This window comes from Lactococcus sp. EKM203L (assembly GCF_011800585.1).
Taxonomy (GTDB): domain Bacteria; phylum Bacillota; class Bacilli; order Lactobacillales; family Streptococcaceae; genus Lactococcus; species Lactococcus lactis.
Genome location: NZ_JAALEQ010000006.1, coordinates 89,843 through 111,437, shown reverse-complemented (window position 1 = coordinate 111,437; position 21,595 = coordinate 89,843). Strand labels below are relative to the sequence as shown.

Annotated in this window: 25 protein-coding genes and 1 pseudogene; 18 read left to right on the top strand and 8 right to left on the bottom strand. The window is 33.9% G+C overall.

Annotated features, from left to right (window positions below):
- Positions 1-31: 31 nt before the first annotated feature.
- The 3 genes from HFD15_RS10540 to HFD15_RS10530 form a co-directional block, all read right to left on the bottom strand.
- The gene (locus HFD15_RS10540; RefSeq protein WP_012897301.1) at positions 32-412 is read right to left on the bottom strand and encodes a hypothetical protein; all 381 of its coding nucleotides are present in this window, start codon (positions 410-412) and stop codon (positions 32-34) included.
- Positions 372-1,838: a Y-family DNA polymerase gene (locus HFD15_RS10535; protein WP_058208586.1), complete on the bottom strand. Its 1,467-nt coding sequence runs from the start codon at positions 1,836-1,838 to the stop codon at positions 372-374. Before HFD15_RS10535 ends, HFD15_RS10540 begins: the two co-directional genes overlap by 41 nt.
- Positions 1,839-2,298: 460 nt before the next feature.
- Positions 2,299-2,832 carry a GNAT family N-acetyltransferase gene (locus HFD15_RS10530; RefSeq protein WP_058208585.1) on the bottom strand — a complete coding sequence of 178 codons (534 nt, stop codon included), beginning with the start codon at positions 2,830-2,832 and terminating at the stop codon, positions 2,299-2,301.
- Positions 2,833-3,132: 300 nt separating this feature from the next.
- Between HFD15_RS10530 and HFD15_RS10525 the strand changes: the two genes are divergently transcribed.
- Positions 3,133-3,642, top strand: a complete 510-nt coding sequence (locus HFD15_RS10525) for a hypothetical protein (protein ID WP_167593614.1) — start codon at positions 3,133-3,135, stop codon at positions 3,640-3,642.
- A 52-nt stretch (positions 3,643-3,694) separates the two neighbouring features.
- On the opposite strand, the gene HFD15_RS10520 is transcribed toward HFD15_RS10525, so the two are convergent.
- Positions 3,695-4,126, bottom strand: a complete 432-nt coding sequence (locus HFD15_RS10520) for a MarR family winged helix-turn-helix transcriptional regulator (protein WP_058203189.1) — start codon at positions 4,124-4,126, stop codon at positions 3,695-3,697.
- A 100-nt stretch (positions 4,127-4,226) separates the two neighbouring features.
- Here HFD15_RS10520 and HFD15_RS10515 point away from each other — a divergent pair, with 100 nt between their 5' ends.
- From HFD15_RS10515 to serB, 14 genes are all read left to right on the top strand, one after another.
- Complete coding sequence (locus tag HFD15_RS10515; RefSeq protein WP_012897305.1) at positions 4,227-4,640, top strand: Ohr family peroxiredoxin; 414 nt, start codon at positions 4,227-4,229, stop codon at positions 4,638-4,640.
- A 527-nt stretch (positions 4,641-5,167) separates the two neighbouring features.
- Complete coding sequence (locus HFD15_RS10510; RefSeq protein WP_012897306.1) at positions 5,168-5,737, top strand: thymidine kinase; 570 nt, start codon at positions 5,168-5,170, stop codon at positions 5,735-5,737.
- Between the two features lie 55 nt (positions 5,738-5,792).
- Entirely contained in the window at positions 5,793-6,236 is a 444-nt protein-coding gene (locus HFD15_RS10505; RefSeq protein WP_025016869.1) for a hypothetical protein, read from the top strand.
- Positions 6,237-6,253: 17 nt separating this feature from the next.
- Positions 6,254-7,327, top strand: a complete 1,074-nt coding sequence (prfA, locus tag HFD15_RS10500) for a peptide chain release factor 1 (protein WP_003129495.1) — start codon at positions 6,254-6,256, stop codon at positions 7,325-7,327.
- Complete coding sequence (locus tag HFD15_RS10495) at positions 7,327-7,854, top strand: hypothetical protein (protein ID WP_021723146.1); 528 nt, start codon at positions 7,327-7,329, stop codon at positions 7,852-7,854. The genes prfA and HFD15_RS10495 overlap by 1 nt, the downstream gene beginning before the upstream one ends.
- Positions 7,855-7,916: 62 nt before the next feature.
- Complete coding sequence (nfsA, locus tag HFD15_RS10490) at positions 7,917-8,672, top strand: oxygen-insensitive NADPH nitroreductase (protein WP_081042674.1); 756 nt, start codon at positions 7,917-7,919, stop codon at positions 8,670-8,672.
- Between the two features lie 105 nt (positions 8,673-8,777).
- Positions 8,778-9,590 (top strand): peptide chain release factor N(5)-glutamine methyltransferase, encoded by an 813-nt coding sequence (prmC, locus tag HFD15_RS10485; RefSeq protein ID WP_167593623.1) that lies wholly within the window; start codon positions 8,778-8,780, stop codon positions 9,588-9,590.
- A gap of 33 nt (positions 9,591-9,623) precedes the next feature.
- Positions 9,624-10,088 carry a GNAT family N-acetyltransferase gene (locus tag HFD15_RS10480; protein ID WP_012897311.1) on the top strand — a complete coding sequence of 155 codons (465 nt, stop codon included), beginning with the start codon at positions 9,624-9,626 and terminating at the stop codon, positions 10,086-10,088.
- 332 nt (positions 10,089-10,420) lie between these two features.
- Positions 10,421-11,005, top strand: a complete 585-nt coding sequence (locus tag HFD15_RS14375) for an L-threonylcarbamoyladenylate synthase (RefSeq protein ID WP_026138870.1) — start codon at positions 10,421-10,423, stop codon at positions 11,003-11,005.
- Between the two features lie 229 nt (positions 11,006-11,234).
- Entirely contained in the window at positions 11,235-12,482 is a 1,248-nt protein-coding gene (glyA, locus tag HFD15_RS10470; protein WP_021723141.1) for a serine hydroxymethyltransferase, read from the top strand.
- A gap of 160 nt (positions 12,483-12,642) precedes the next feature.
- Positions 12,643-13,245 carry a lysozyme family protein gene (locus tag HFD15_RS10465; protein ID WP_023163835.1) on the top strand — a complete coding sequence of 201 codons (603 nt, stop codon included), beginning with the start codon at positions 12,643-12,645 and terminating at the stop codon, positions 13,243-13,245.
- Positions 13,246-13,371: 126 nt separating this feature from the next.
- Positions 13,372-14,469 carry a 3-phosphoserine/phosphohydroxythreonine transaminase gene (gene serC, locus HFD15_RS10460; RefSeq protein WP_058208583.1) on the top strand — a complete coding sequence of 366 codons (1,098 nt, stop codon included), beginning with the start codon at positions 13,372-13,374 and terminating at the stop codon, positions 14,467-14,469.
- Positions 14,466-15,662: a phosphoglycerate dehydrogenase gene (locus HFD15_RS10455; protein ID WP_039114743.1), complete on the top strand. Its 1,197-nt coding sequence runs from the start codon at positions 14,466-14,468 to the stop codon at positions 15,660-15,662. Before serC ends, HFD15_RS10455 begins: the two co-directional genes overlap by 4 nt.
- A gap of 23 nt (positions 15,663-15,685) precedes the next feature.
- On the top strand, positions 15,686-16,336 hold the full coding sequence (serB, locus tag HFD15_RS10450) for a phosphoserine phosphatase SerB (RefSeq protein ID WP_058208582.1): 651 nt from the start codon (positions 15,686-15,688) through the stop codon (positions 16,334-16,336).
- A 118-nt stretch (positions 16,337-16,454) separates the two neighbouring features.
- Here serB and HFD15_RS10445 read toward each other — a convergent pair whose 3' ends face one another.
- Positions 16,455-16,748 carry an acylphosphatase gene (locus HFD15_RS10445; RefSeq protein ID WP_003129511.1) on the bottom strand — a complete coding sequence of 98 codons (294 nt, stop codon included), beginning with the start codon at positions 16,746-16,748 and terminating at the stop codon, positions 16,455-16,457.
- A gap of 322 nt (positions 16,749-17,070) precedes the next feature.
- Between HFD15_RS10445 and HFD15_RS10440 the strand changes: the two genes are divergently transcribed.
- Both HFD15_RS10440 and HFD15_RS10435 read left to right on the top strand, forming a co-directional pair.
- Positions 17,071-17,829 (top strand): RNA methyltransferase, encoded by a 759-nt coding sequence (locus HFD15_RS10440; RefSeq protein ID WP_058208581.1) that lies wholly within the window; start codon positions 17,071-17,073, stop codon positions 17,827-17,829.
- Positions 17,830-17,921: 92 nt separating this feature from the next.
- Positions 17,922-18,260, top strand: a pseudogene (locus HFD15_RS10435) (inorganic diphosphatase).
- On the opposite strand, the gene HFD15_RS14370 reads toward HFD15_RS10435, so the two are convergent.
- From HFD15_RS14370 to HFD15_RS10425, 3 genes are all read right to left on the bottom strand, one after another.
- Positions 18,253-18,390 (bottom strand): hypothetical protein, encoded by a 138-nt coding sequence (locus HFD15_RS14370; protein WP_167593608.1) that lies wholly within the window; start codon positions 18,388-18,390, stop codon positions 18,253-18,255. The pseudogene HFD15_RS10435 and the gene HFD15_RS14370 overlap by 8 nt on opposite strands.
- A 55-nt stretch (positions 18,391-18,445) precedes the next feature.
- The gene (locus tag HFD15_RS10430) at positions 18,446-18,889 is read right to left on the bottom strand and encodes a flavodoxin (RefSeq protein ID WP_167593615.1); all 444 of its coding nucleotides are present in this window, start codon (positions 18,887-18,889) and stop codon (positions 18,446-18,448) included.
- 148 nt (positions 18,890-19,037) lie between these two features.
- Positions 19,038-20,543 carry an MDR family MFS transporter gene (locus tag HFD15_RS10425; RefSeq protein ID WP_058208580.1) on the bottom strand — a complete coding sequence of 502 codons (1,506 nt, stop codon included), beginning with the start codon at positions 20,541-20,543 and terminating at the stop codon, positions 19,038-19,040.
- A gap of 213 nt (positions 20,544-20,756) precedes the next feature.
- On the opposite strand from HFD15_RS10425, the gene HFD15_RS10420 reads away from it, so the two are divergent.
- The gene (locus HFD15_RS10420) at positions 20,757-21,383 is read left to right on the top strand and encodes a TetR/AcrR family transcriptional regulator (RefSeq protein WP_058208579.1); all 627 of its coding nucleotides are present in this window, start codon (positions 20,757-20,759) and stop codon (positions 21,381-21,383) included.
- The last annotated feature ends 212 nt before the right edge of the window (positions 21,384-21,595 follow it).

The following is a 21,595-nucleotide window of genomic DNA, read 5'->3' as shown; positions in this document are numbered from 1 at the left end:
ATGTTTGGACATAACATGCTTTTTTCATTAATTATGAAATATTTATAATTTTTTCGATAGATATGAGGTGAATTTTATCTGTGGATTTTATTCTAACTTGATTATTGATAAATTCTGATACAAAACCAAAAACTTCAGTTATTTTATCCTTAGATTGATATTTAATTTTGACTTGTACTTGATTAGTAAATGACTGGTTGAGAAGATGAAGTATAATGTGATGTGATAAAGGTTGTAAGATTTTATCACTATTTTGCTCTTTAACAAATGCATTTTGGGCCTCGGTCAACTCTCCGGTCGCAAATGATCCCCATTTCATCATTCCTCTATCCTGATATGCTCGAATGACTTCATAGGAACTATAAGAACGGTCAACTGACATCTTTATCCTCCTTATTTTGACTTGCTGCATGACCTCCAATAAGTTTATTTCGATAAATCACACGTGAACCTTCGGATAAACTACTTGCTTTTTGAATGGATAGAAAATCGAATTTTTCTCTGATTTCGTCAATGGCTTTTTGAAGGGATTCCTGCTTTTCGTTGGATTGATTTTCTTCAACAGTTTCAAATAAAGAAAGTTGTTTGACCGAATTATCAGAGAGTTGATTGCCACTTATTCCTATTTGCCTTACTGCTCCACCTTGATATTTTTCACGAAATAAACGAATTGCGAGGTCTTGCAGTTCCTTTGTATTTTGTGTTGCTTCAATATTGCGTGAAATTTTAATAGAAGAGTGTTCAGAGCTTGCTGCAGCACCCACATAAAGTGAAAGATTACTTGCCATTCTTCCTCCCTTTCTTAGCCTTATCGCTAAGTTTTCAGCCATTTCTTTAATCACAAGTTCTATTTCTTTTTGTTTATGGTAGTCACGAGGTAGAATTTGAGAATTGCTGAAGCTAGAAGATTTAGGAATATATTTTTCCCTTACATTACTTTCATCAATTCCATTTGCATGGAAAAAATGTTGGAGTCCAATTGTGCCTAATTTTTGTTTAAGGAGAAGAGGGTCAGCATTTGCAAGCTCTTTAATAGAACTGATTCCTAACTTGTTCAAACGTTTCTCAGTTCGTTTTCCAATTCCCCAGAAGTCAGTCATCTTAGGAAGAGTCCAGAGTTTACTAGGCACATCTTCATACCGTATTAATGCTCTCATATTCTGATTATGTTTGGCATAGTTATCCATGGCAAGTTTTGCAAGTAGAGGATTATCACCCATCCCTACAGTTACATAAAGCCCTAACTTATCCAAAATCTCACGTTGTAAATCTAAAGCAATCAGATTCATTTGCTCATATCGGTTTCTAATATCAGGATAGAAGAAGTTAAGAGATTCTGTGATATCTAAAAATGATTCATCAATTGAGTAAGAGTGAATTTCTTCAATTGATGTGTAATTGGTTAGAATTTCAGTAACTTTGATTTTATAATCTACATAGAGCTGCATTTGAGGCGGAACAAGCCATGTTCGTTTTGCCCAAGATTCGATGAAAGCGACATACTGCAAAGTTGGTTCAGCCCGTTGTCCGTAAATATCCGTATGTGTTCGATACCATTGTGGGAAATTGAATTTTCTTGTTTCAATAATAAAGGGTAAATCACTGGCACGACTTATGTTTTTCATTCCAAAGACTTTTTTAAAAGTAGGACTAGAGGCAAGCGTTAAACCTTTAGTGTTATCTGCACGACTCATGACGCAAAGAGAAGTTGTCAAAGGGTTAAGATTTCGTTGAACGCACTCAATAGAAGCGTAATTTGATTTGACATCTTCAAAAAGGATAGCTCTGCGAGGTTCAAGTGAGTAGTCAAAAAAGTTATTTAATTTATGTTTATCCATTTCTCCCCTTCAGTAACATATTTAATACAAAAAATCCGTTTATCTGATATTATACTCTAAAAAAAACCATTAATCAATAAATAATATCAGAAAAAATAGTAAAAAGGTGTTGAGGAAAATACCTCAGTTTATTCCTTCCCACCAAAAAAAGAGTTTATTTTCTGCTACAGTTAGATTTAGAGAAGGGCAAAGATGTTGTGTATTTGATTCATTATTTAAAAATATTTAAGAATAATTGATGTAAGTTTTAGGAAAAATTACAATTTTTAAGAAAAATATTTAATCAGTTCAAATATGCAAATATTACTAGTCCTCTTAGTAGCAATGAATTAAAGAAATCATAATAACATTTAATGGGTAGAATTTAAAATAAATTAAAAAATATTGTTAAAAAAGAAAATTTATAAAATAAAAAACCACTAAAAAAAATAGTGGTTTTTACTTATTTTTATATTTTTAATTATTTAAGACAAAATTCATAAAATACGCAATCGTCCCATCCTTTGTTATCAAAGCTCTTGAGATTGGTTCTCCCGCGAAATACAAATTGATGTTTTTCATAAAGTTTCTGTGCAGGTGTATTTTTAAAATTAGTATCTAATCTGATAGTTACCATACTATTGCTTTTGCCAAATTCTTTTATAAAGTTGATCATGGTACTTGCGATTCCTTGATTTAATTTTTTAGGATCTATAATTAAAGTATGGATTACCAATATTTGATTAGGATCAAGCTCTGGAGTGCTCCAGGTAATATTTTCATACTCTTTATCTGATTGATTATTTAGAATCACAGTCCCTGAAACAATATCATTTGAATCATAACAAACAAAGAGCTGAGATAAGTCAATTGCTTTTAGAGCTGTATCAATTGAGGGATAAATATTTTTTATCCAACTCGTTTGTTTTTCATCAATCAATGGTAAAGAATTATCATAGAATTTAGCAACTGCGGGTTTATCTTGCTCTGTAGCAAGGCGTACAAAGTATTTCATCTTATATTCTCCTATTTTGAGGTTGGAAAATTATAGCATAAAAAAGCATGAATGTAGACCTTTTCTTTGGTTTTTATATGGGATTTTCGTATATGTTATCAAAGTGGTATAATGCATGTTTTATATGTTATGCATTTCGTGTTGTTCTTAAGTATTGTTTAACAAACATTTAAGGGGTATAGTTTTTTTATATAACTAAAAAAGTCAGTTTTTTTCATAATTGGTATTGTTTTGATGTAATGTATATGGTACAATGCTCTTTGTGTGTGTAATTTGAAAAAAATAAAGGAAAAAATAAAAATGAAAATGAAAAAAATTATCATAGCAGCCACCACTTTTGCAATAGTTTTTAGTACGTGTATTGGTATTAAATCATTAGCGGATAATTATTGGACTGGACATGGAGAAATTCAGACAATTAACAACAATATTGATACACTATCAAATCGGGTTAAAAGTAAAAATCAAGTAATTTCTGATTTAAATCAGACCATAGCAAACTTAAAAAGTTCAGTTGATTCACAAAGTTCACAAGTCAATTCTTTGCAAACTCAATTAACGCAAGCTAATGTTGACAAACAAAATGAAATTAATGCAAAGATAAATGAAATCAATACAAAAATTGCAGAAGGAAATCAAAAAGTAGCTGATAAACAAAAAGAGGTTGATACAGCAAACCAAACAATTTCTCAATTAAACCAACAACTTAATGATTTAAGGCAAAAGTCTGGACAGGACAATGATCAAGCATTGCGAGAAGTTCAAGATACTCGAGCAAAATCTGATCAGGCTGTAAAAGATGCACAATAAATAAAAAAACCTGACTTAGGTCAGGTTTTTTTATATAAATAAGCATAAATATTTAAATTTCTGTTTTCAAACTTTTATTTAAAGTAAGTAATTGCGAGAGAAGTAAGTCATAATTAATATTCTCGTTGCAAGAAACTAAACTGTCACCAATTTCAAGAGAGATAGAAGGTAATTCCTTTTTAACTTGTGCTCCCTTATCTGTGAGAAATAACTCAACACTTCTTTCATCTTTATCAGAACGTTTTCTTATAATGTATCCTTTTGCTTCCAATCTTTTTAGCAGAGGGCTTAATGTACCAGAATCTAAAGAGAGTTCATCGCCTAATTTATTTATTGTCATCTTGTTTTCAATTGCTAACATAGCGATAAAACCAGTATAAGTAAGCGAATATCTATTTAAATAAGAATTATATTTTTTTATGATTTCCTTTGAAGCAATGTATAATTGAAAACATAATTCCTTGCTAAGAATATTGTCTGTCATATTTTCTCCTATCATTTCATTATATCTGAATCTATATATTTGTCAAACATAATTGTATTTAGTACAATTATATTGTAAACAATTTAAAAAGGAGATTTCAATGAAAAAAATATTTTCTACAAAAATGATAAATACTGGCGGTCGAAATGGCGAAGTCCATTCTCCAGATAAAAGTTTTAATTTAGATATTGTTGCACCAGGCAGAAAGGTTGAAGGAGCAACAAATCCAGAGCAATTATTTGCTGCAGGATATAGCGCTTGTTTTAATAGTGCTTTAGACTATATTAAGAAATCAAAAAATATAGAGGGTGAATCAACTATTGAAGTTACAGTTTCTCTCTATAATTTAAGTCAAAATGAAATTCCAGATGTAGTATTAGGAGTTGATATTACAGGACATATCGAAGGAGTGGGTACTGAAGAAACAGAAGAACTCTTGAAACTAACACATAAAACTTGCCCATATTCTCGCGCTACTCAAGGTAATATTGAAGTAACGATAAAGGCTATCTAAAAGATTATTCTAAAATCAGTTTTCCAAAATTAAACTTTTTACTAAGTTTAGGGAGCGCAAAACTCTTATTATTTTTTGTTTTGATAATATATTGAAAATAAAAGATAACGATAGTTAATGCAGAATTTAAAATACAAAAATCAGCGAGGATCTTATTAAAAATTTAAAAAGTAAAAAAGTCAATAAAAAAAATATTGGTTTTTTTATTTTAAAAAATTCCAGAATAGGTGTTTTCATCTCGAGTGCAATAAAAAATAAGAAAATAGATAAAAGGATCTTATTACTAAGAAATTATAAAGATATAAATTAAATGAAGTAACATTTCCAACCTTTGATGGATTAATAAAACAGAGAGAAGGGTTAAAATATAAATGAAATATGATATAATTTAAGTTGTGTTTTAATTTGACCTCGTAGAGTAAAAATTAGAGAAATCGAGAAAGTTTATGAAGTAATCTTTAGGGATTTTGAAGTACAGAACTTTTGATATCAATGGTTTAGAAGCTAAAAAAATAAAAGGAAAAGTAATGGCGCAATTATATTTCAAATATGGGACGATGAATTCAGGGAAATCAATTGAGATTTTGAAAGTGGCTCATAATTATGAGGAACAGGGTAAGCCTGTTTTATTAATGACTTCTAGTCTAGATACACGCGCAGGGGTTGGGACAGTTGCTAGTCGAATCGGGATGAAAGCTGAAGCTGTCGCAATTGATGAGGAAATGTCTGTTTTTGATTATGTGAACAGCCTGTCTGCTAAACCTTTTTGTGTACTGATTGATGAGGCACAATTTTTAAATAAAAAACATGTCTATGATTTTGCGCGTGTTGTGGATGAACTAAATGTTCCAGTCATGGCTTTCGGTTTGAAAAATGATTTTCGTAATGAGCTTTTTGAAGGCTCAAAATATTTGCTTTTGCTTGCGGACAAAATTGAAGAAATTAAAACGATTTGTTGGTATTGTAGTAAAAAGGCAACAATGGTGATTCGGACAATTGATGGAAAACCAGTTTATGAAGGTGAACAGTTGCAAATTGGTGGAAACGAAACCTATATTCCTGTTTGTCGTAAACATTATTTTAAGCCAGAAATTTAAAAAATAAGATTAGAATTTTACACGAACAGACTTTATATCAAGAGGGAGGAACTCGATGTTTTATCATTTTAAAGGAACGATTACTGGTGAGGATTATCAAAGAATTCTTGGTCAAATGACCAAGCGGATGATGCTTGTTTTTTCAGGAATTATGCTTATTTTTTTGGTTATTAATTTATTTATGAGTAAGGGGCAATGGCTTTGGCCGGTTGTTTCTGCTTTGCTTGTTCTTGTTTTAGGAAATCTTTTTTTACATTGGCAATTGAAAAGTCGTTTTTTGAAAAATTTTAAGCCACAAGAACTTGATATGTATGTGACAGAGGAACAAATTAAAGCTCAAATGAATGTACGTAATGTTGAAATTTTTTCAGATCGTGTGCACTTTTTTCAAGGTAGAAATCAAGTGATGATTTTTAAAAAAGACATGCTGCAAGATGTGACACAATGGGATTCGTTTGTCAATATGGCCAAAAATTTACCATTACAAACTAAAAAATAATTAAAGGAAATAGAGAAATGTTTGATCAGTTAGAATCAATAGTTGGAAGATATGAAGAATTGGGTGAGTTATTGTCTGACCCTGAGGTGGTTTCGGATACAAAGCGTTTTATGGAATTATCGCGTGAAGAAGCAGATTTACGTGATAAAGTAGCGACTTATAATGAATACAAAAAAGTTCTTGAAACAATTTCTGATAGTGAAGAAATGCTTGGCGAAGGTGGACTTGATGATGACATGAAAGAAATGCTCAAAGAAGAACTTTCATCAGCAAAATCACAAAAAGAGCTTTTGGAAGAAGAAATCAAAATCTTGCTTTTACCAAAAGACCCAAATGATGGAAAAAATATTATTTTAGAAATTCGTGGAGCTGCTGGTGGTGATGAAGCTGCACTTTTTGCTGGTGATTTGTTGAATATGTACCAACATTTTTCTGAATCACAAGGTTGGAAGTTTGAAATTATGGAAGCAAACATCACCGGAATTGGTGGGTATAAAGAGGTTTCAGCTTTAATTTCTGGTCCATCTGTTTATTCAAAATTGAAATATGAATCTGGTGCTCACCGAGTACAACGTGTTCCTGTAACCGAAACACAAGGGCGAGTCCATACATCAACGGCTACTGTTCTTGTTATGCCTGAGGTTGAAGAATTTGAGATGACAATCGACCAAAAAGATTTACGTGTGGATATTTACCATGCCTCTGGTGCTGGTGGACAGAATGTCAATAAGGTTGCTACTGCGGTACGTATGGTCCATTTACCAACTGGGATTAAAGTGGAAATGCAAGAAGAACGGACGCAACAAAAAAATCGGGATAAAGCTATTAAATTGTTGAATACAAAAGTCTTTGATTACTATCAACAAATTGAATTGGATAAGCAAAATGCAGAACGTAAATCAACTGTCGGAACTGGGGATCGTTCTGAGCGGATTAGAACTTACAATTTCCCACAAAACCGTGTGACTGATCACCGGATTGGCTTGACTTTACAAAAGTTGGATAGTATTTTATCTGGGAAAATGGATGAAGTGATTGATGCTTTGATTGTCTATGACCAAACTAAAAAATTAGAAGAATTAAATAAATAATGGATTTTGAATTTGAAGATTTTGTTATTCGAGAAGTGGGACATGAAAATAGGAAAATGCAAACTTCGAAAAAGGTGAATAATGTTTCAACAGATGTGACTATTTTTAAGGTCAAAGGCTTTGATTTATCTTTTGATTTACTTTATTGTAGGGGGGGAAATGGAGATGTTTGGGTAGTTGCTGAAAAGATAGAGTCTCTTTCTAAACATTTGCACCGAGCGCAAAGAACTCGGATGTCAATTGAAAATTATAAAGAAAAGCAATATTGTCGACTTTGGCAAGAAGTAAAAAAAGATGAAGACTGGAGTCGGACCAAGAAAAGTTTACCTTTGTCTGAATTGGGAAAATATAGTAAAAATCCTTTACGTCAATCTTTCTCAGAACTTGGAGCAAAACTTGGAACTTTAGAAGAGTTGGTTTCCGAAACAAATCAAAATCGAAAGCAGTATGCTTTGCTTTTTCCAGCTCAAGAAGTAAAAATCCCTTTATGTGCTTATCTTTTAACTCGAATTTCACCTCTTATTTAGTAGAGAATCTTGTAAAATAATGATTATTTATAAAAATTATTAGTAGTGAGGAACTTATTTTGATGAATGATGAAACAATCATGAATCCAATGATTGAAAAAATGTTGCTCCACGCATCAGTTCGTGATTTTAAAGCAGAGCCTTTGTCAGCTGATGTCAAGGAGTTGTTGCTAAAAGCTGCACAGTCTGGAGCTTCATCTAATTTTCTACAAGCTTATTCAATCATTGAGATAGCGGATAATGATTTACGTCGTGAACTGGCTAAGATATCAGGTTCAGATGATTATGTGAATCAAACAGGTGTTTTTTATATATTTGTGGCTGACTGGTATCGACAAGCTCAGATTTTACAAACGGAAAATAAGGATGTGAAGGCTCTCCAGAATATGGAAGCATTGACGGTTGCCATTGTTGATACTACAATTGCTGCACAGAATATGGCGATAGCTGCAGAATCTATGGGGCTTGGAATCTGTTATATTGGTGGGATTCGTAATGATATTGCTAAAGTGGCAGAGTTACTGGATTTACCAGAATTGACTGTTCCACTTTTTGGTCTTACAATTGGGATGCCAAAAACACGAAATGAAGTTAAACCACGTTTACCAAGAACAAATATTTTGTCAGTTAATGCTTATAATCGTGTGGCAGTGAGTGATTTACAGGCTTATAATGAACAAACTTCAGCTTACTATGCCAATCGGAGTCATCATCAAAAGTCTACTGATTGGACGCAGGAAATGAGCAATTTTCTGACAAATCCACGGCGTGAGGATGTTGCCAAATTTTTGAAAAAGCAAGGATTTACATTAAACTGAAAAGTTGATTAAGCCTGATTTTATTGGGCTTTTTTGCTATACTTGGAAGAGTAATTTAAAAAAATATTAGAAAAATAATTAATATTGGAAAGTAGAAAAAGAAAAATGCTTTGGATTGAAGCTGTGCGAACTTTGTCAGCAGATTTAGAAGACCCTTTTGAGTTGGAATTTGTCTGGCGAAATTTACATGAACTTAATAAATTATCTTGGTTGAATTTAATGCGAGAAAAAATTACTGACCAAGAATTAAAATTACTGACAGAAGTGTCAAAACGTCTTCATCAAAATGAGCCTCCACAATATATAGTGGGTTGGGCAGAATTCCGTGATTTGAAATTGAAGGTCGATGAGCGTGTTTTAATTCCTCGTCCTGAAACTGAAGAATTAGTGGAAATGATTTTGGCTGAAAATGAGAATGATTCCCTCAAAATTTTAGATATTGGAACGGGGTCAGGAGCGATTGCCATTTCTCTTGCTCATGCGCGTGAAAATTGGTCAGTAAAAGCTTCTGATATTTCTAAAGAGGCACTAACTTTAGCAGCTGAAAATGCTGAAATAAATCAGGCTAATTTGGAATTCATTCAATCAGATGTACTAGATAAAATTACTGACAGCTTTGATATTATCGTTTCTAATCCGCCATATATTGCTTTTGATGAAACTTACGAAATGGATAATTCTGTCATTAAATATGAACCTGATTTAGCGCTTTTTGCGAAAAATCAGGGATTAGAAATTTATCAAAAAATTGCTGACCAAGCGGTCAATCATCTGACTGATAATGGAAAAATTTATTTGGAAATCGGCTATAAGCAAGGGCAAGCTGTGCAAGCTATTTTTCAAGAAAAATTTACTGACAAGCTTGTTAGTATTCATCAGGATATATTTGGAAAAGATCGAATGATTAGTGTCAAATGATAAAAGCTACTGTTGCTATATTTAAGGAGAAAAATGAATTCTTTAATTTTTGAACAAGTATTTCAGCAAAAAGAAGATTTTTTACCAATATTATTATTAGCTGATGATGGACCACATTTAGAAAATTATCTGGAAAATGGTGATTTGTTTACTCTGTCATTAAAAAATGGCAAGACCGTTGCCTGTGCTGTAGTCATAAAAAAACAAAAAAATACTTTTGAAATTGAGAATTTCGCGGTAGAAACTAGTTTTCAAGGACAAGGATTCGGTCAGCAAATGATGAAACAACTCATCACATATTTGAAAGAAAATTTAGCAGCTGATGAGCTAATTCTTGGAACAGATGATGTTTCAAACAATGTAGCTTTCTATGAAAAATGCGGCTTCACAATTACTCATAAAATTTCCAATTATTTTCTTGATAATTATGATCATCCTATTTTTGAAGGAAAAGTTCAGTTAAAAGATAAAATATATTTAAGAAAGAAGTTAAAATGAAAGTTGAAAATGATTTACGAACAATGTCCTCTTTTTTGCAAGTGCAATTAAAAGATATCAAAACTTTGGTTGAGTCAAACAAGATAGACCAAGCTAAAGAAAATTTGAAGTTTGTGCAAGGGGGACTCAATAATTTTGCTAACGAACTTGAAAAAGTCGAAGGTGGATTTTATGGTATTATTGGTTTTCTCTTTCGTCGTCCCTACAAAGTACCCGATGATTTGAAAAATATCAGAGAAAATCTTTTTATTGAAGCAAAAACATTACAAAAAGAACTAGACAAGCAGTCAGAAAAAGAGAATAATAATAAAAACCGCTTATCAGCTAGAGCTATCAAAGCACTAAAATCTGGTCAGTTAGCTATTTTACCAACAGAAACAGTTTACGGTCTCTTTGCAGATGCGATGAATGAAGAAGCAGTCCAAAAACTCTATTCAGTCAAAGGACGTCCAACAGAAAAAGCTTTAAATATGAATATTTCAAGCTTTGAAGATATTTTAAAATATTCAATCAATCAACCAGTTTATCTTCAAAAAATTGTGGAAGCCTTTCTTCCTGGCCCTTTAACTATTATTTTAGAGGCATCTAAAGATGTTCCTGAATGGATTCATATTGGAAAAAGTACTGTTGGTTTTAGAATGCCAAATATTGCAGTAACTCAAAAAATTATCAAAGAAGTCGGTGTTTTGGTCGGACCTTCTGCCAATTTAAGTGGTTCTAAAAGTCCAAGTTTCTTTGCCGATTTAAGTCCTGAAATTTTAGAAAATGCCGCAGTCGCTGTTCAAGATGATAGCATCTATGGACTAGATACAACAATCATCGATTTGACGCAAGAAAAACCAAAATTACTGCGTCAAGGGGCTGTTACTAAAGAAGAATTACTTAAAAAAGTTCCTGAACTTGGTCAAATTGAATAAAATAAGCTGAAAAAAGTAATCTAAAAATTTCCGAACATTCTTTGGCAATGATGAGATTTACAAGCCAACTTATTTCAAAAAAGAGCTTTTAGCCGATATAATAGTTTTAGAGTTGAAAGTTTGCTTGCGAAAGTAAACTAAAATTAACTGATTAAGTTTATAGCGCCAATGACTATAAAATTCTACTTATATTTTTTAAAATATCCCAAAAGACATACAAGGAGAACCAATGATTTTTGATAAAGAAGATTTTGAAAGTTTTGACCCAGAATTGTGGGCAGCCATTCATGCTGAGGAAATTCGTCAGCAACAAAATATTGAATTAATTGCTTCAGAAAATATTGTTTCAAAAGCAGTTATGGCAGCACAAGGTTCTGTTTTGACAAATAAATATGCCGAAGGTTATCCTGGGAAACGTTACTATGGTGGAACAGAAGCAGTTGATGTCGTAGAAAATTTGGCTATTGAACGAGCAAAAGAACTTTTCGGTGCAAAATTTGCCAATGTTCAACCTCATTCAGGTTCTCAAGCCAATGCGGCAGCTTATATGGCATTAATTCAACCTGGAGACACAGTCTTAGGAATGGATTTAAATGCTGGCGGTCACTTGACTCATGGGGCTTCAGTCAATTTTTCAGGAAAAACTTATCATTTTGTTCCTTATGGAGTTAATTCTGAAACTGAGCTTTTAGATTATGATGAAATTTTAAAAATTGCTAAAGAAGTTCAACCTAAACTGATTGTTGCTGGCGCTTCTGCCTATTCACGCCTTATTGATTTTGCTAAGTTCCGTGAAATCGCTGATAGTGTTGGAGCAAAATTAATGGTTGATATGGCTCATATTGCTGGATTGGTAGCGACTGGTGCGCATCCTAATCCACTTCCTTATGCTGATGTCGTTACAACAACAACTCATAAGACACTCCGTGGACCACGTGGTGGAATGATTTTAACTAACGATGAAGCTTTGGCCAAGAAAATTAACTCTGCAATCTTCCCTGGAACTCAAGGTGGGCCTTTAGAACATGTCATTGCAGCAAAAGCAGTAGCTTTTAAAGAAGCACTTGACCCAGAATTCACAACCTATATTGAACAAGTCATTAAAAATACGCAAGCAATGGCTGAGGAATTTGCTAAAGTGGAAGGCTTACGATTGATAGCTGGTGGTTCAGATAATCATTTGCTTAATCTTAAAGTTTTAGACTTAGGAATTAATGGGAAAGAAGCTCAAGATTTATTGGATAGTGTTCACATCACACTCAATAAAGAAGCAATTCCTGATGAAACATTATCACCATTTAAAACTTCAGGGGTGCGAATTGGAGCAGCAGCGATTACTTCAAGAGGATTTAAAGAAGTTGAAGCGAAAAAAGTTGCACAATTGGTTTCAGAAGCTTTGGTTAATCACGATAATCAAGAAAAACTTGCGGAAGTTAGGAAAGCAGCTTTAGAACTGACTCGTCAATTTCCCTTATAATATCAAAAAATTAGACAAAGAAAATTTGTCTAATTTTTTAATGTTAAGCTAAATTTAAAAGAGAAGTGTTATAATAGAACTTATATAAAAAATGACTGCAAAAAAATAATGATATGTGCTAGTAAAGAATAAGAGCAGTCAGAAAATTTAGGTAAGTGAAATGTTTAAAAAATTAATTGGATTAATAGTACTGATACTTCTTGTATTCAGTGGTTTTTATGTTTACCGTATGCATGAAAATGTGAAACACGTAATGTCTTATGAGGCAGAGGTCGAAAAAAGCCTTAAAGCACAAGGCTTGAGTGGTGATACAAAGTTGGCTTTGGCAATTATTTATACAGAAACTAAAGGAAAACAAGTTGATATTATGCAATCAAGTGAAAGCTTGAATGGCACAACAAATACTTTCTCAACAGAACAAGAAAGTATTAAACAAGGTATTTCTAATTTGTCAAAAGTTTTAGAATATGCTTCACAAAAAAAGGTTGACGCTTGGGCAGGAGTTCAGGCTTATAACTATGGGAAGGCCTATGTTGATTACATAGCTGCTCATGGTGGAAAGAACACTATCGCTCTTTCTAAGGATTATTCTCGTGATGTCGTTGCGCCAAGTTTAGGAAATACAACGGGTGAAACTTATTATCATTTGACTCTGGATTCATTGATTTATAATAAAGGAAAACTCTACTCTAATGGTGGGAATATTTTCTATGCCAAAGAGGTTGAATGGAACATGCTCTTACTTGATTTATTAAATTGGTAAATTACTGTTAAGACAGAAAAACACAGTTGACTGTGCTTTTTTGTCGAACAGTATTTTTTTATATTTGAATTATCAGAAAATTATACTATAATAGTGATTAATAAATAATTTGAGGAAGTGAAATCGATGATTTATAATTTTGGCGCAGGACCCAGTGTACTTCCAAAGGAAGTCTTGAAGAAGGTTCAAGAAGAACTGTTAGACTTTGAAAAAAGTGGCATGTCAGTGATGGAAATTTCGCATCGCTCCATGGCTTTCCAAAAAGTAATTGATGAGGCTGAGAACGATTTGCGTGATTTGATGTCGATTCCTCAAAACTATAAAATTTTGTTTTTACAAGGGGGAGCTTCCAGTCAATTTTCAATGGTTCCAATGAATTTGGCAATTGGCAAAAAGGCTTATTACAATATTTCGGGCGCCTTTGGTGAAAAGGCTTATGATGAAGCGGTGAAATTGAGTCATTTCCTTGATTTGATACCGATTAGTTTGGGCTCAACTAAAAAAGATAATTATAATCATCTATTGAAAATTGATAAATCTAAAATTGATGAAAAAAATGGGGCCTATCTCCATTTGACAACGAATAATACGATTGAAGGAACAAGTATTTTTCCTGAAAATTTGCCTGAGTTTGCAACCCTTCCTTTGGTTGCTGATATGAGTTCAAATATTTTGGCGGTTGATTATGATGTGAGTAAATTTGGCTTAATTTACGCTGGAGCTCAGAAAAATTTAGGTATTGCTGGTTTAACCATTGTCATTATTCGTGAAGACTTACTAAATGAAGCTGAAAGCCTCTCATCAATGATGGATTATAAGATTTTGGTTGAAAATGGGTCGATGTACAATACCCCACCGACTTTTGCTATTTATGTGGCCGGGCTGGTTTTCAAATGGGTAAAAGCGCAAGGTGGCGTAAAAAAACTCGAAGAAATGAATCAGAGAAAAGCTCAATTGTTGTATGATTTAATTGACCAATCTGACTTTTATCAGAACCCAATCAAAAATAAAGATGAGCGGTCGATTTGCAATGTTGTTTTTACAAGTCCAAGTCAAGAATTGGATGAGCTATTCACCCAAAAAGCTGAAGAAAAAGGTTTCAAATCACTCAAAGGTCATCGTTCCGTGGGAGGAATGAGAGCAAGTATTTACAACGCTTTTCCTTTAGAGGGGGTTGTTGAATTAGTGAAATTTATGAAAGAATTTGAAGAGGGATATAAATGACTTATCATATCAAAACAATTGGAAATAATATCGACCAAATTGCATTAGATGAAATTGGCGAAGGCTTTCTTGTTAATCAAGTGTCAGAAGCTGAATCTGACGCATTTATTTGTCGGGCTCAGCCTTTCCACGATTATGAATTTTCCAAAGCGCTTTTGGCGATTGGACGTGCTGGTGCTGGTTTTAATAATATTCCGATAGAAAAGTGTGCCAGTAAAGGGATTGTAGTCTTTAATGCGCCTGGTGGGAATGCCAATGCGGTTAAAGAATTAGTTTTGTCAATGATGATTTTTGGAACGCGTAATTTAAAACCAGCAAACAAATGGTTGACTGGTCAAAAAGGTGATGATAATACCATTGATGGGGCGGTTGAACATGGGAAAAAGGCGTTTTCTGGTTCTGAAATTTCAGGAAAAACTTTAGGGGTAATTGGCCTTGGGAATATTGGTTCAAAAGTTGCCAATGATGCACAGCGTTTAGGAATGAAAGTTATTGGTTATGACCCTTATCTTTCAATTGAGCACGCTTGGAACTTGTCACATCATGTTAAAAGAGTGAATGATTTGGCTGAGATTTTTGAGAAGGCAGATTATATCACGGTTCATACGCCAGCGACGGATGAAACGACGAAAATGCTCAATTGGAAAAATTTATCTAAGTGTAAAAAGGGAGTGATTTTGCTCAATTATGCACGAGATGAGATTACGGATAAAGAAGCAGTGCTTAAAGCGATTGATGAGGGAATTGTCCGCTTTTTTGGAACGGATTTTGGTTCTGAAAAATTTTATCATCATCCACAAGTTTTTTTAACTCCTCATTTAGGTGGTTCAACGGCGGAAGCCAGTTTAAATTGCACAAGAATGGCTCTGGATTCTGTTCAAACTTATTTGAAAACTGGCGAAATTATTAATTCAGTCAATTTTCCACGTGTTTTGCAAGAGTTGAATACGCCTTATCGTGTGACCTTAATCAATAAAAATGTGCCTAATGTTGTGGCTCAAATTTCACTTGCGGTGGCAGCAGAAAATATTAATATTGCTAATATTGTTAATCGTGGTCAAGGAGATTATGCCTATACTTTACTTGATTTGGATGAAAAAGATGAAGGAAAGTTGGCGGCTTTAGTTTCACGTTTTGAGGCTGCTGATAATATTATTCGTGTTCGCTTAATTGAAAATCAGAGTATAGTTTAAAAAACGAATGGAAAAGGAAGAAAATGGCTGCAAAAGGATTACTTGTGATGGATGTGGATAGCACATTGATTGAAGAAGAGGTCATTGATCTCTTAGGGGGAAAAGCGGGTATGGGTGATAAGATTTCAGAAATTACGGCTGCCGCCATGTCTGGCGAAATTGATTTTAAGGAATCTTTGAGAGAAAGGGTGGCTTTGCTTTCTGGTTTGCCCACAACTATTTTTGACGATGTTTACAAAGAAATTCATTTAACTAAGGGTGCAACGGGATTAATTGAAACTTTGCATGCGAAAGGCTGGAAAGTTGGCCTTGTTTCTGGTGGTTTTCATGAAATAGTGGATAAAATCGCGAGAGATTTAAAAATAGATTATGTTTTTGCTAATCGTTTGTCTGTGGAAAATGGCCATTTGACTGGAAAAACTCATGGGACGGTTGTGGATAAAGATTTCAAAGTTGATAGGCTCAAACAATGGGCAAATGAAAATAAGTTGAATTTATCTGAGGTTGTTGCTGTAGGTGATGGCGCAAATGATATTCCAATGCTAAATACAGCTGGTATTGGGATTGCCTTTTGTGCAAAACCTGCGGTCAAAGCTGCTGTTTCCTATCATATTGATAAGCGAAATTTACTGACCGTTTTGGAATTTGTGGATAAACTTGCTGATAAAGAATAAAATGTAAATGTAAAAAATTACTGACGGAATTTCCGTCAGTAATTTTTCTTATTTGCCGCTTCAATGCTCGTCTTGGTCGCATTGAACTGACAAGATTTTTGTCAGTATTTTTTAATTTCTAATATTTGATATTGAAGTCTGTGAAATCAGGAAAATTTGCAGGGCTTGATTTGACATCAGTGACTTTAGCAAAGGGTGAAAGACGTCCTTTACTTGATTTTTCCCCACGAACAATGGCAGTGAATTCTTCTAATTTTTTTTCATCCTCTGTTTGCGCGAGAATTTCAACTGTACCGTCATCATTATTCCAAACACGCCCTAAAATGCCCAGTTCACGCGCACTTATGATAACAAAATAACGAAATCCGACACCCTGAACGCGCCCAGAAACAATCATTTTTACTTTGAACATCTTAAGACCTCCTAGCTTTATGTTGTTGAAATGATAATAATTAAAACGTTTTCTTTTATTATAACATAAGCACCAGCAAGATTGACAAAAATCTGATAAAAGTTTCACTGCTTATGCTTTACTGTCCAAACCAAAGGGATCTATGTTTTTCATAAGTCACAATCACTCAGTGGGAAATTATCCTTTTTAGATGAACAACTAGCATATCTGTAAGCCAGTAAAGTGGCAACAGCTATCTTACACTTCATTTGATTATCAATGCAATGGGATACTGGCAATGTAAAACTTTGTTTCGCCTTACTGGCTATGATATAATTAGAGAATGGAAATCATCAGTTCAAAAGATAATAAAAAAATTAAAGAAGCAAGAAAATTGCTGACAAAAAAATACCGCAAAAATTCATATCTCATCGAAGGCTTTCATTTGTTGGAGGAAGCGCTGAAAGCTGGTCGTTCAATAAAGCAAATTTTTATTGAAGAAAATAAACTGACTAAACTGACAGAAATGATTGGGTCCGAAAAATCACTGACAGACTTATCTGTAAATCTGGTCAGTAAAGAAGTGTTGAAATCTTTAGCTGACAGCGAAAGTCCACAAGGACTGATTGCTGAAGTGACAAAAATTGAAGAAGTCATTGATTTTTCAGCAGCAAAATTTTTACTTTTAGAAAACGTACAAGACCCAGGAAATGTAGGGACAATGATTAGAACAGCTGATGCGGCTGGCTTTTCGGCTGTTATATTGCTTGGCGAAACCGCAGATATTTACAGTCCAAAGGTCATGCGGTCTATGCAAGGCTCAAATTTTCATTTACCTCTTGTACGAATGGCTAAAGAAGATTGTTTTGCTCAACTTAAAAAAGCCGGCATTTCAATATTGACGACCACGCTGTCAGCAAATTCTGTGTCTTATAAAATAATCAATGAACCACACTTCGCATTGATTATGGGAAATGAAGGAGCCGGAGTTTCTGACGAAGCCATTAAAGCTGCTGACAAACTCGTTCATATTGACATGCCAGGACAAGCAGAATCTTTAAATGTGGCTGTAGCAGCTGGAATTTTGATGTTTTCATTATAAAATTACTGACAGAAACTCCTAGCATATTTGTAAGCGCTCAAGCGCTAACGACTATCCTATGACAGAATTTTTCTCGGTGCTGTCAGTAAAAAATGGAGGTGGATATGAAGATTTACACTGCAAAAATGGACCGCCCAATGGGTTATGTTCATCATGGAACAACTTATCCAATAAATTACGGATACATTGAAGGAATAATTGCAGGAGACGGCGAAGAACAGGATGTTTATATTTTGTCAAATTTGCCCGAAAATTAAAAAGTCCTTCAGACATTCACTGGAAAACTTATTGCTATTGTCCACAGAAAAGATGATGTTGAGGACAAATGGGTACTGACCAGTCCAACTGAAAATTTCACAAAATCAGAAATTGAAAAAGCAGTTCATTTTCAAGAGCAATATTTTGACAGTGAAATTGAAATGGTCAAATAAATAAAAAAATACTGATAGACATCAAAAAAGTTACTGACGGAAATTCCATCAGTTCAATGCGACCAACGTGAGCATGGAATCGGTGGATAAGAAAAGCTACTGACGAGATTTTCGTCAATAGCTTTTTCATTCCCATTTTCTTTTTATTTTTGTCAGTAGATTTTACGGATTTAATCTTAACTCAATCAGTTAAAGTGAGCCGCCAAAGTTTCCGCAAAGGCTTCGAGATGAGCTTCGTCTTCATCTTCAGGAGACAAGTCAATACGAACAAGTTCAGCTCCTTTTGTTGCGCCAGTTTTTTCAAATTGCGCTTCAAACATATCGACACAGATACAGAAGTCATCATAGAAAGTATCACCTGACCCGAAACAACCGTAAATTTTACCAGATAAATCAACCTCAGCTAATTCTTCATAAAAATCGACAATTTCGTCAGGTAATTCACCGTCACCGTAAGTGTAAGTTCCAACGATACAAAGATCAGCATCAGCCATCTCATCGGCATCAACAGAAGAACATTCGTCAAGTTCTACTTCAAAACCTAATTCTTCAAGTTTATCAGCGACAATATCGGCACAAGCTTCAGTATTTCCTGTCATACTTGCATATACAATTTTTGCTAATGGCATTTTTTCACTCTCCTATAAGATGCAAGGAGCCATACAATTTAGCGCTCCAAGCTCAGTTAATTGATTAAAGTTCATCTATCTATTATTGAGATAATTCAATTCAATTATATCAAAAAACAAGTGAAATCAAAGCTAAAAACTACGAATTTTATTTGTTGACCTTCTTTTGTGAAAGGAACATGGCTGGAATAGCAATCACAATTAAAACAATCGAAGAGACAAGAAAGCCAAGTTGATAACCATTAAGCGTGACTGCTTTTTCAACAGAAGTTTTTGCTCTTGCAATGACAGTCGGTGTTAAATTGGTGTGCATCGCCGCTAATTGATGTAGTTTAGTTGTCATCTGTCCAGCAATTTCAGACGTCACAACCGCCGTCACAACTGCCGAGATGACGGCTGAACCAAAAGATGAACCAACGTTTTGAATGATTCTTTGTCCTACTGATGCACCAGGAATATCTTGTTTGTCTAAACCAATGAAAATATCAGTCATCATTGGCATTTGCAAACCACCAATTCCCATTCCACGAACAAATAAAACCAATCCCAACCAAATCAAATTTGTATTTTCGTGAACAAAAATGAAAGGAATTGTTCCAAGAAGGGAAATAGCCAGGGAAACAAGTACTACAGGACGAGCTCCCATACGGTCAATCATCTTCCCAATCAATGGTCGTGTCACCATCATACCAATCCCTTGGGGAATCAACATTAGACCTGCTTCAACGGCTGTAAAGCCTTTTGTATTTTGAAAGAAAAGTGGCAGTAAAAGCATAGGTCCATTAGAAGCAATTCCAGCTAAAAAGATTCCAATATTCGCTGCAGTGAAGTTTTTAGATTTGAAAAATCTGAGCGGAAGAACAGTATTATTTTTGCGAATGCGATTATAAATTCCGTAAATAACAAACAAGGCTAAGCCAATGATGACAAAAGTAATCATTTGACTATTGAAAAAATTTTTAGCATTAGTTGAACCCTTCATCATTCCGTAAATTAATCCCACAGAACCGCCAGCCAAAAGGAGTGTTCCAAACCAATCTAGTTTAGCTTTAGGGTTGAAAGGTTTGAAAGAACTTAGATAAAAATGATTAAGGAGGACTGCAATAATTACTACCGGAATATTAACATAGAAAATCCAGTGCCAATTTGCTCCAGATACAATTGCACCACCAAGTACTGGCCCGATAATTGGTCCAAGAATAATAGGAGTTGAGACAACAGCCATCAATTGACCAAGTTTATCTGGAGGCGTAATTTGCATTAGCAGGGTTGTCATCAGTAAAGTGATAAAACCAGCTGAAAATCCTTGAACAGCTCGGAAAATGATAAAACTATCAATATTCCAAGCAATTCCAGATAAAAAGCTAAAAAGTCCAAAACTAAGGAGTGACCACTGCATTACTTTTTTTCCATCAATGTGATTGACAACATAACCACAGACAGGGACGGCTACAGCAAGTGCAAGAACGTAGCCTGTAATTGCCCACTGAATCATGTCCAGTGAAGTATGTAAGTCACTTTGAAGTTTGTTGATTGCGATATTGACCATGGTTGAATCAAGCATTGGAGCAATAGCACCAACGACTAAAATCCAAGCATTTCGCGTCAATTCTTTTGGCAATTTTTCTTTTTCATTCTTTTTTGATTTTGCCATGTTAATCCTTTCTTTCGTCTGAGCGAAAACTAAGTTATTAAAACTTAGGAATTATAATTTAAAAATAACATACATTTTGTATCTTAAGCACAAAATTATTATAAACCTAAGAATAAGTTTTGTCAACAATAAGATTCTTTTTGTATCTAATTTGATTTTTTGGTATTAGATAAAGATGATGTTATAATAGAATTAAGAAACACGAGGTCTCTTATGTTTGAAGAAAAAGAAAAAAAATCACCTAATCATTCTCGAAGAAGAGGGGATGAACTTAAGAAAGCAATTTATAAAGCTGTAGTTCATATTTTAGAAAATGAAGGCTATGAAAAAGTAACCTTTCAAAATGTTGCAAAAGAAGCCAAAACCACTCGAAGTGTACTTTATCGTTATTGGGATGATGTTTTTGACTTAATTTTTGAAGCTGTCCGTTTCAATATTTCACAAAATCCTGAGTGGCGAGGAAATGTGATAGACCAAGAAATTAACAGTGGGAGCTTGCGGCAAGATTTAATTGAACTTTTAACCTTTATGAGAGAAAATTTTAAACTCTATCCCAAAGGATTTCTGGCCTTCGTTTCATTTATGCAGTCGCAAGGAAAAAATGTTCTTGAATCGACCGTTGGCAATGTCCTTCCAAGTAATCTGATTATTATGGAACGCTTGCTTGCAAGGGCTCAGGAAAGAGGGGAAGCGCGTGAAAAAATTGGGCAAACAGCTAAGCTTTTACCTTTCCAGATGACCCGTTATCATATGCTCCTTGAAGGTCAATCCATGAATGATAAGCAAATTAATGAATTGGTAGATGAAGTTTTACTGCCAATTTATATAAAAAACACCTAGTTATAGGGAAATTTATGGTAAAATAAAGTGTATTTATACTAAATAGACTGTTTTGGATTACAAAAAAATCTGTTCAGTTGAATTAGCATTCAAAGTAATTTTGAAAAGGCTCATGATTGTCGAAGAAAATTCATATAGATAAAGTCATAAATACTATCTTATAAGGATTCAGTAACCCCAGTAAATGAAAATTTATTTTTCGATGAAGTATG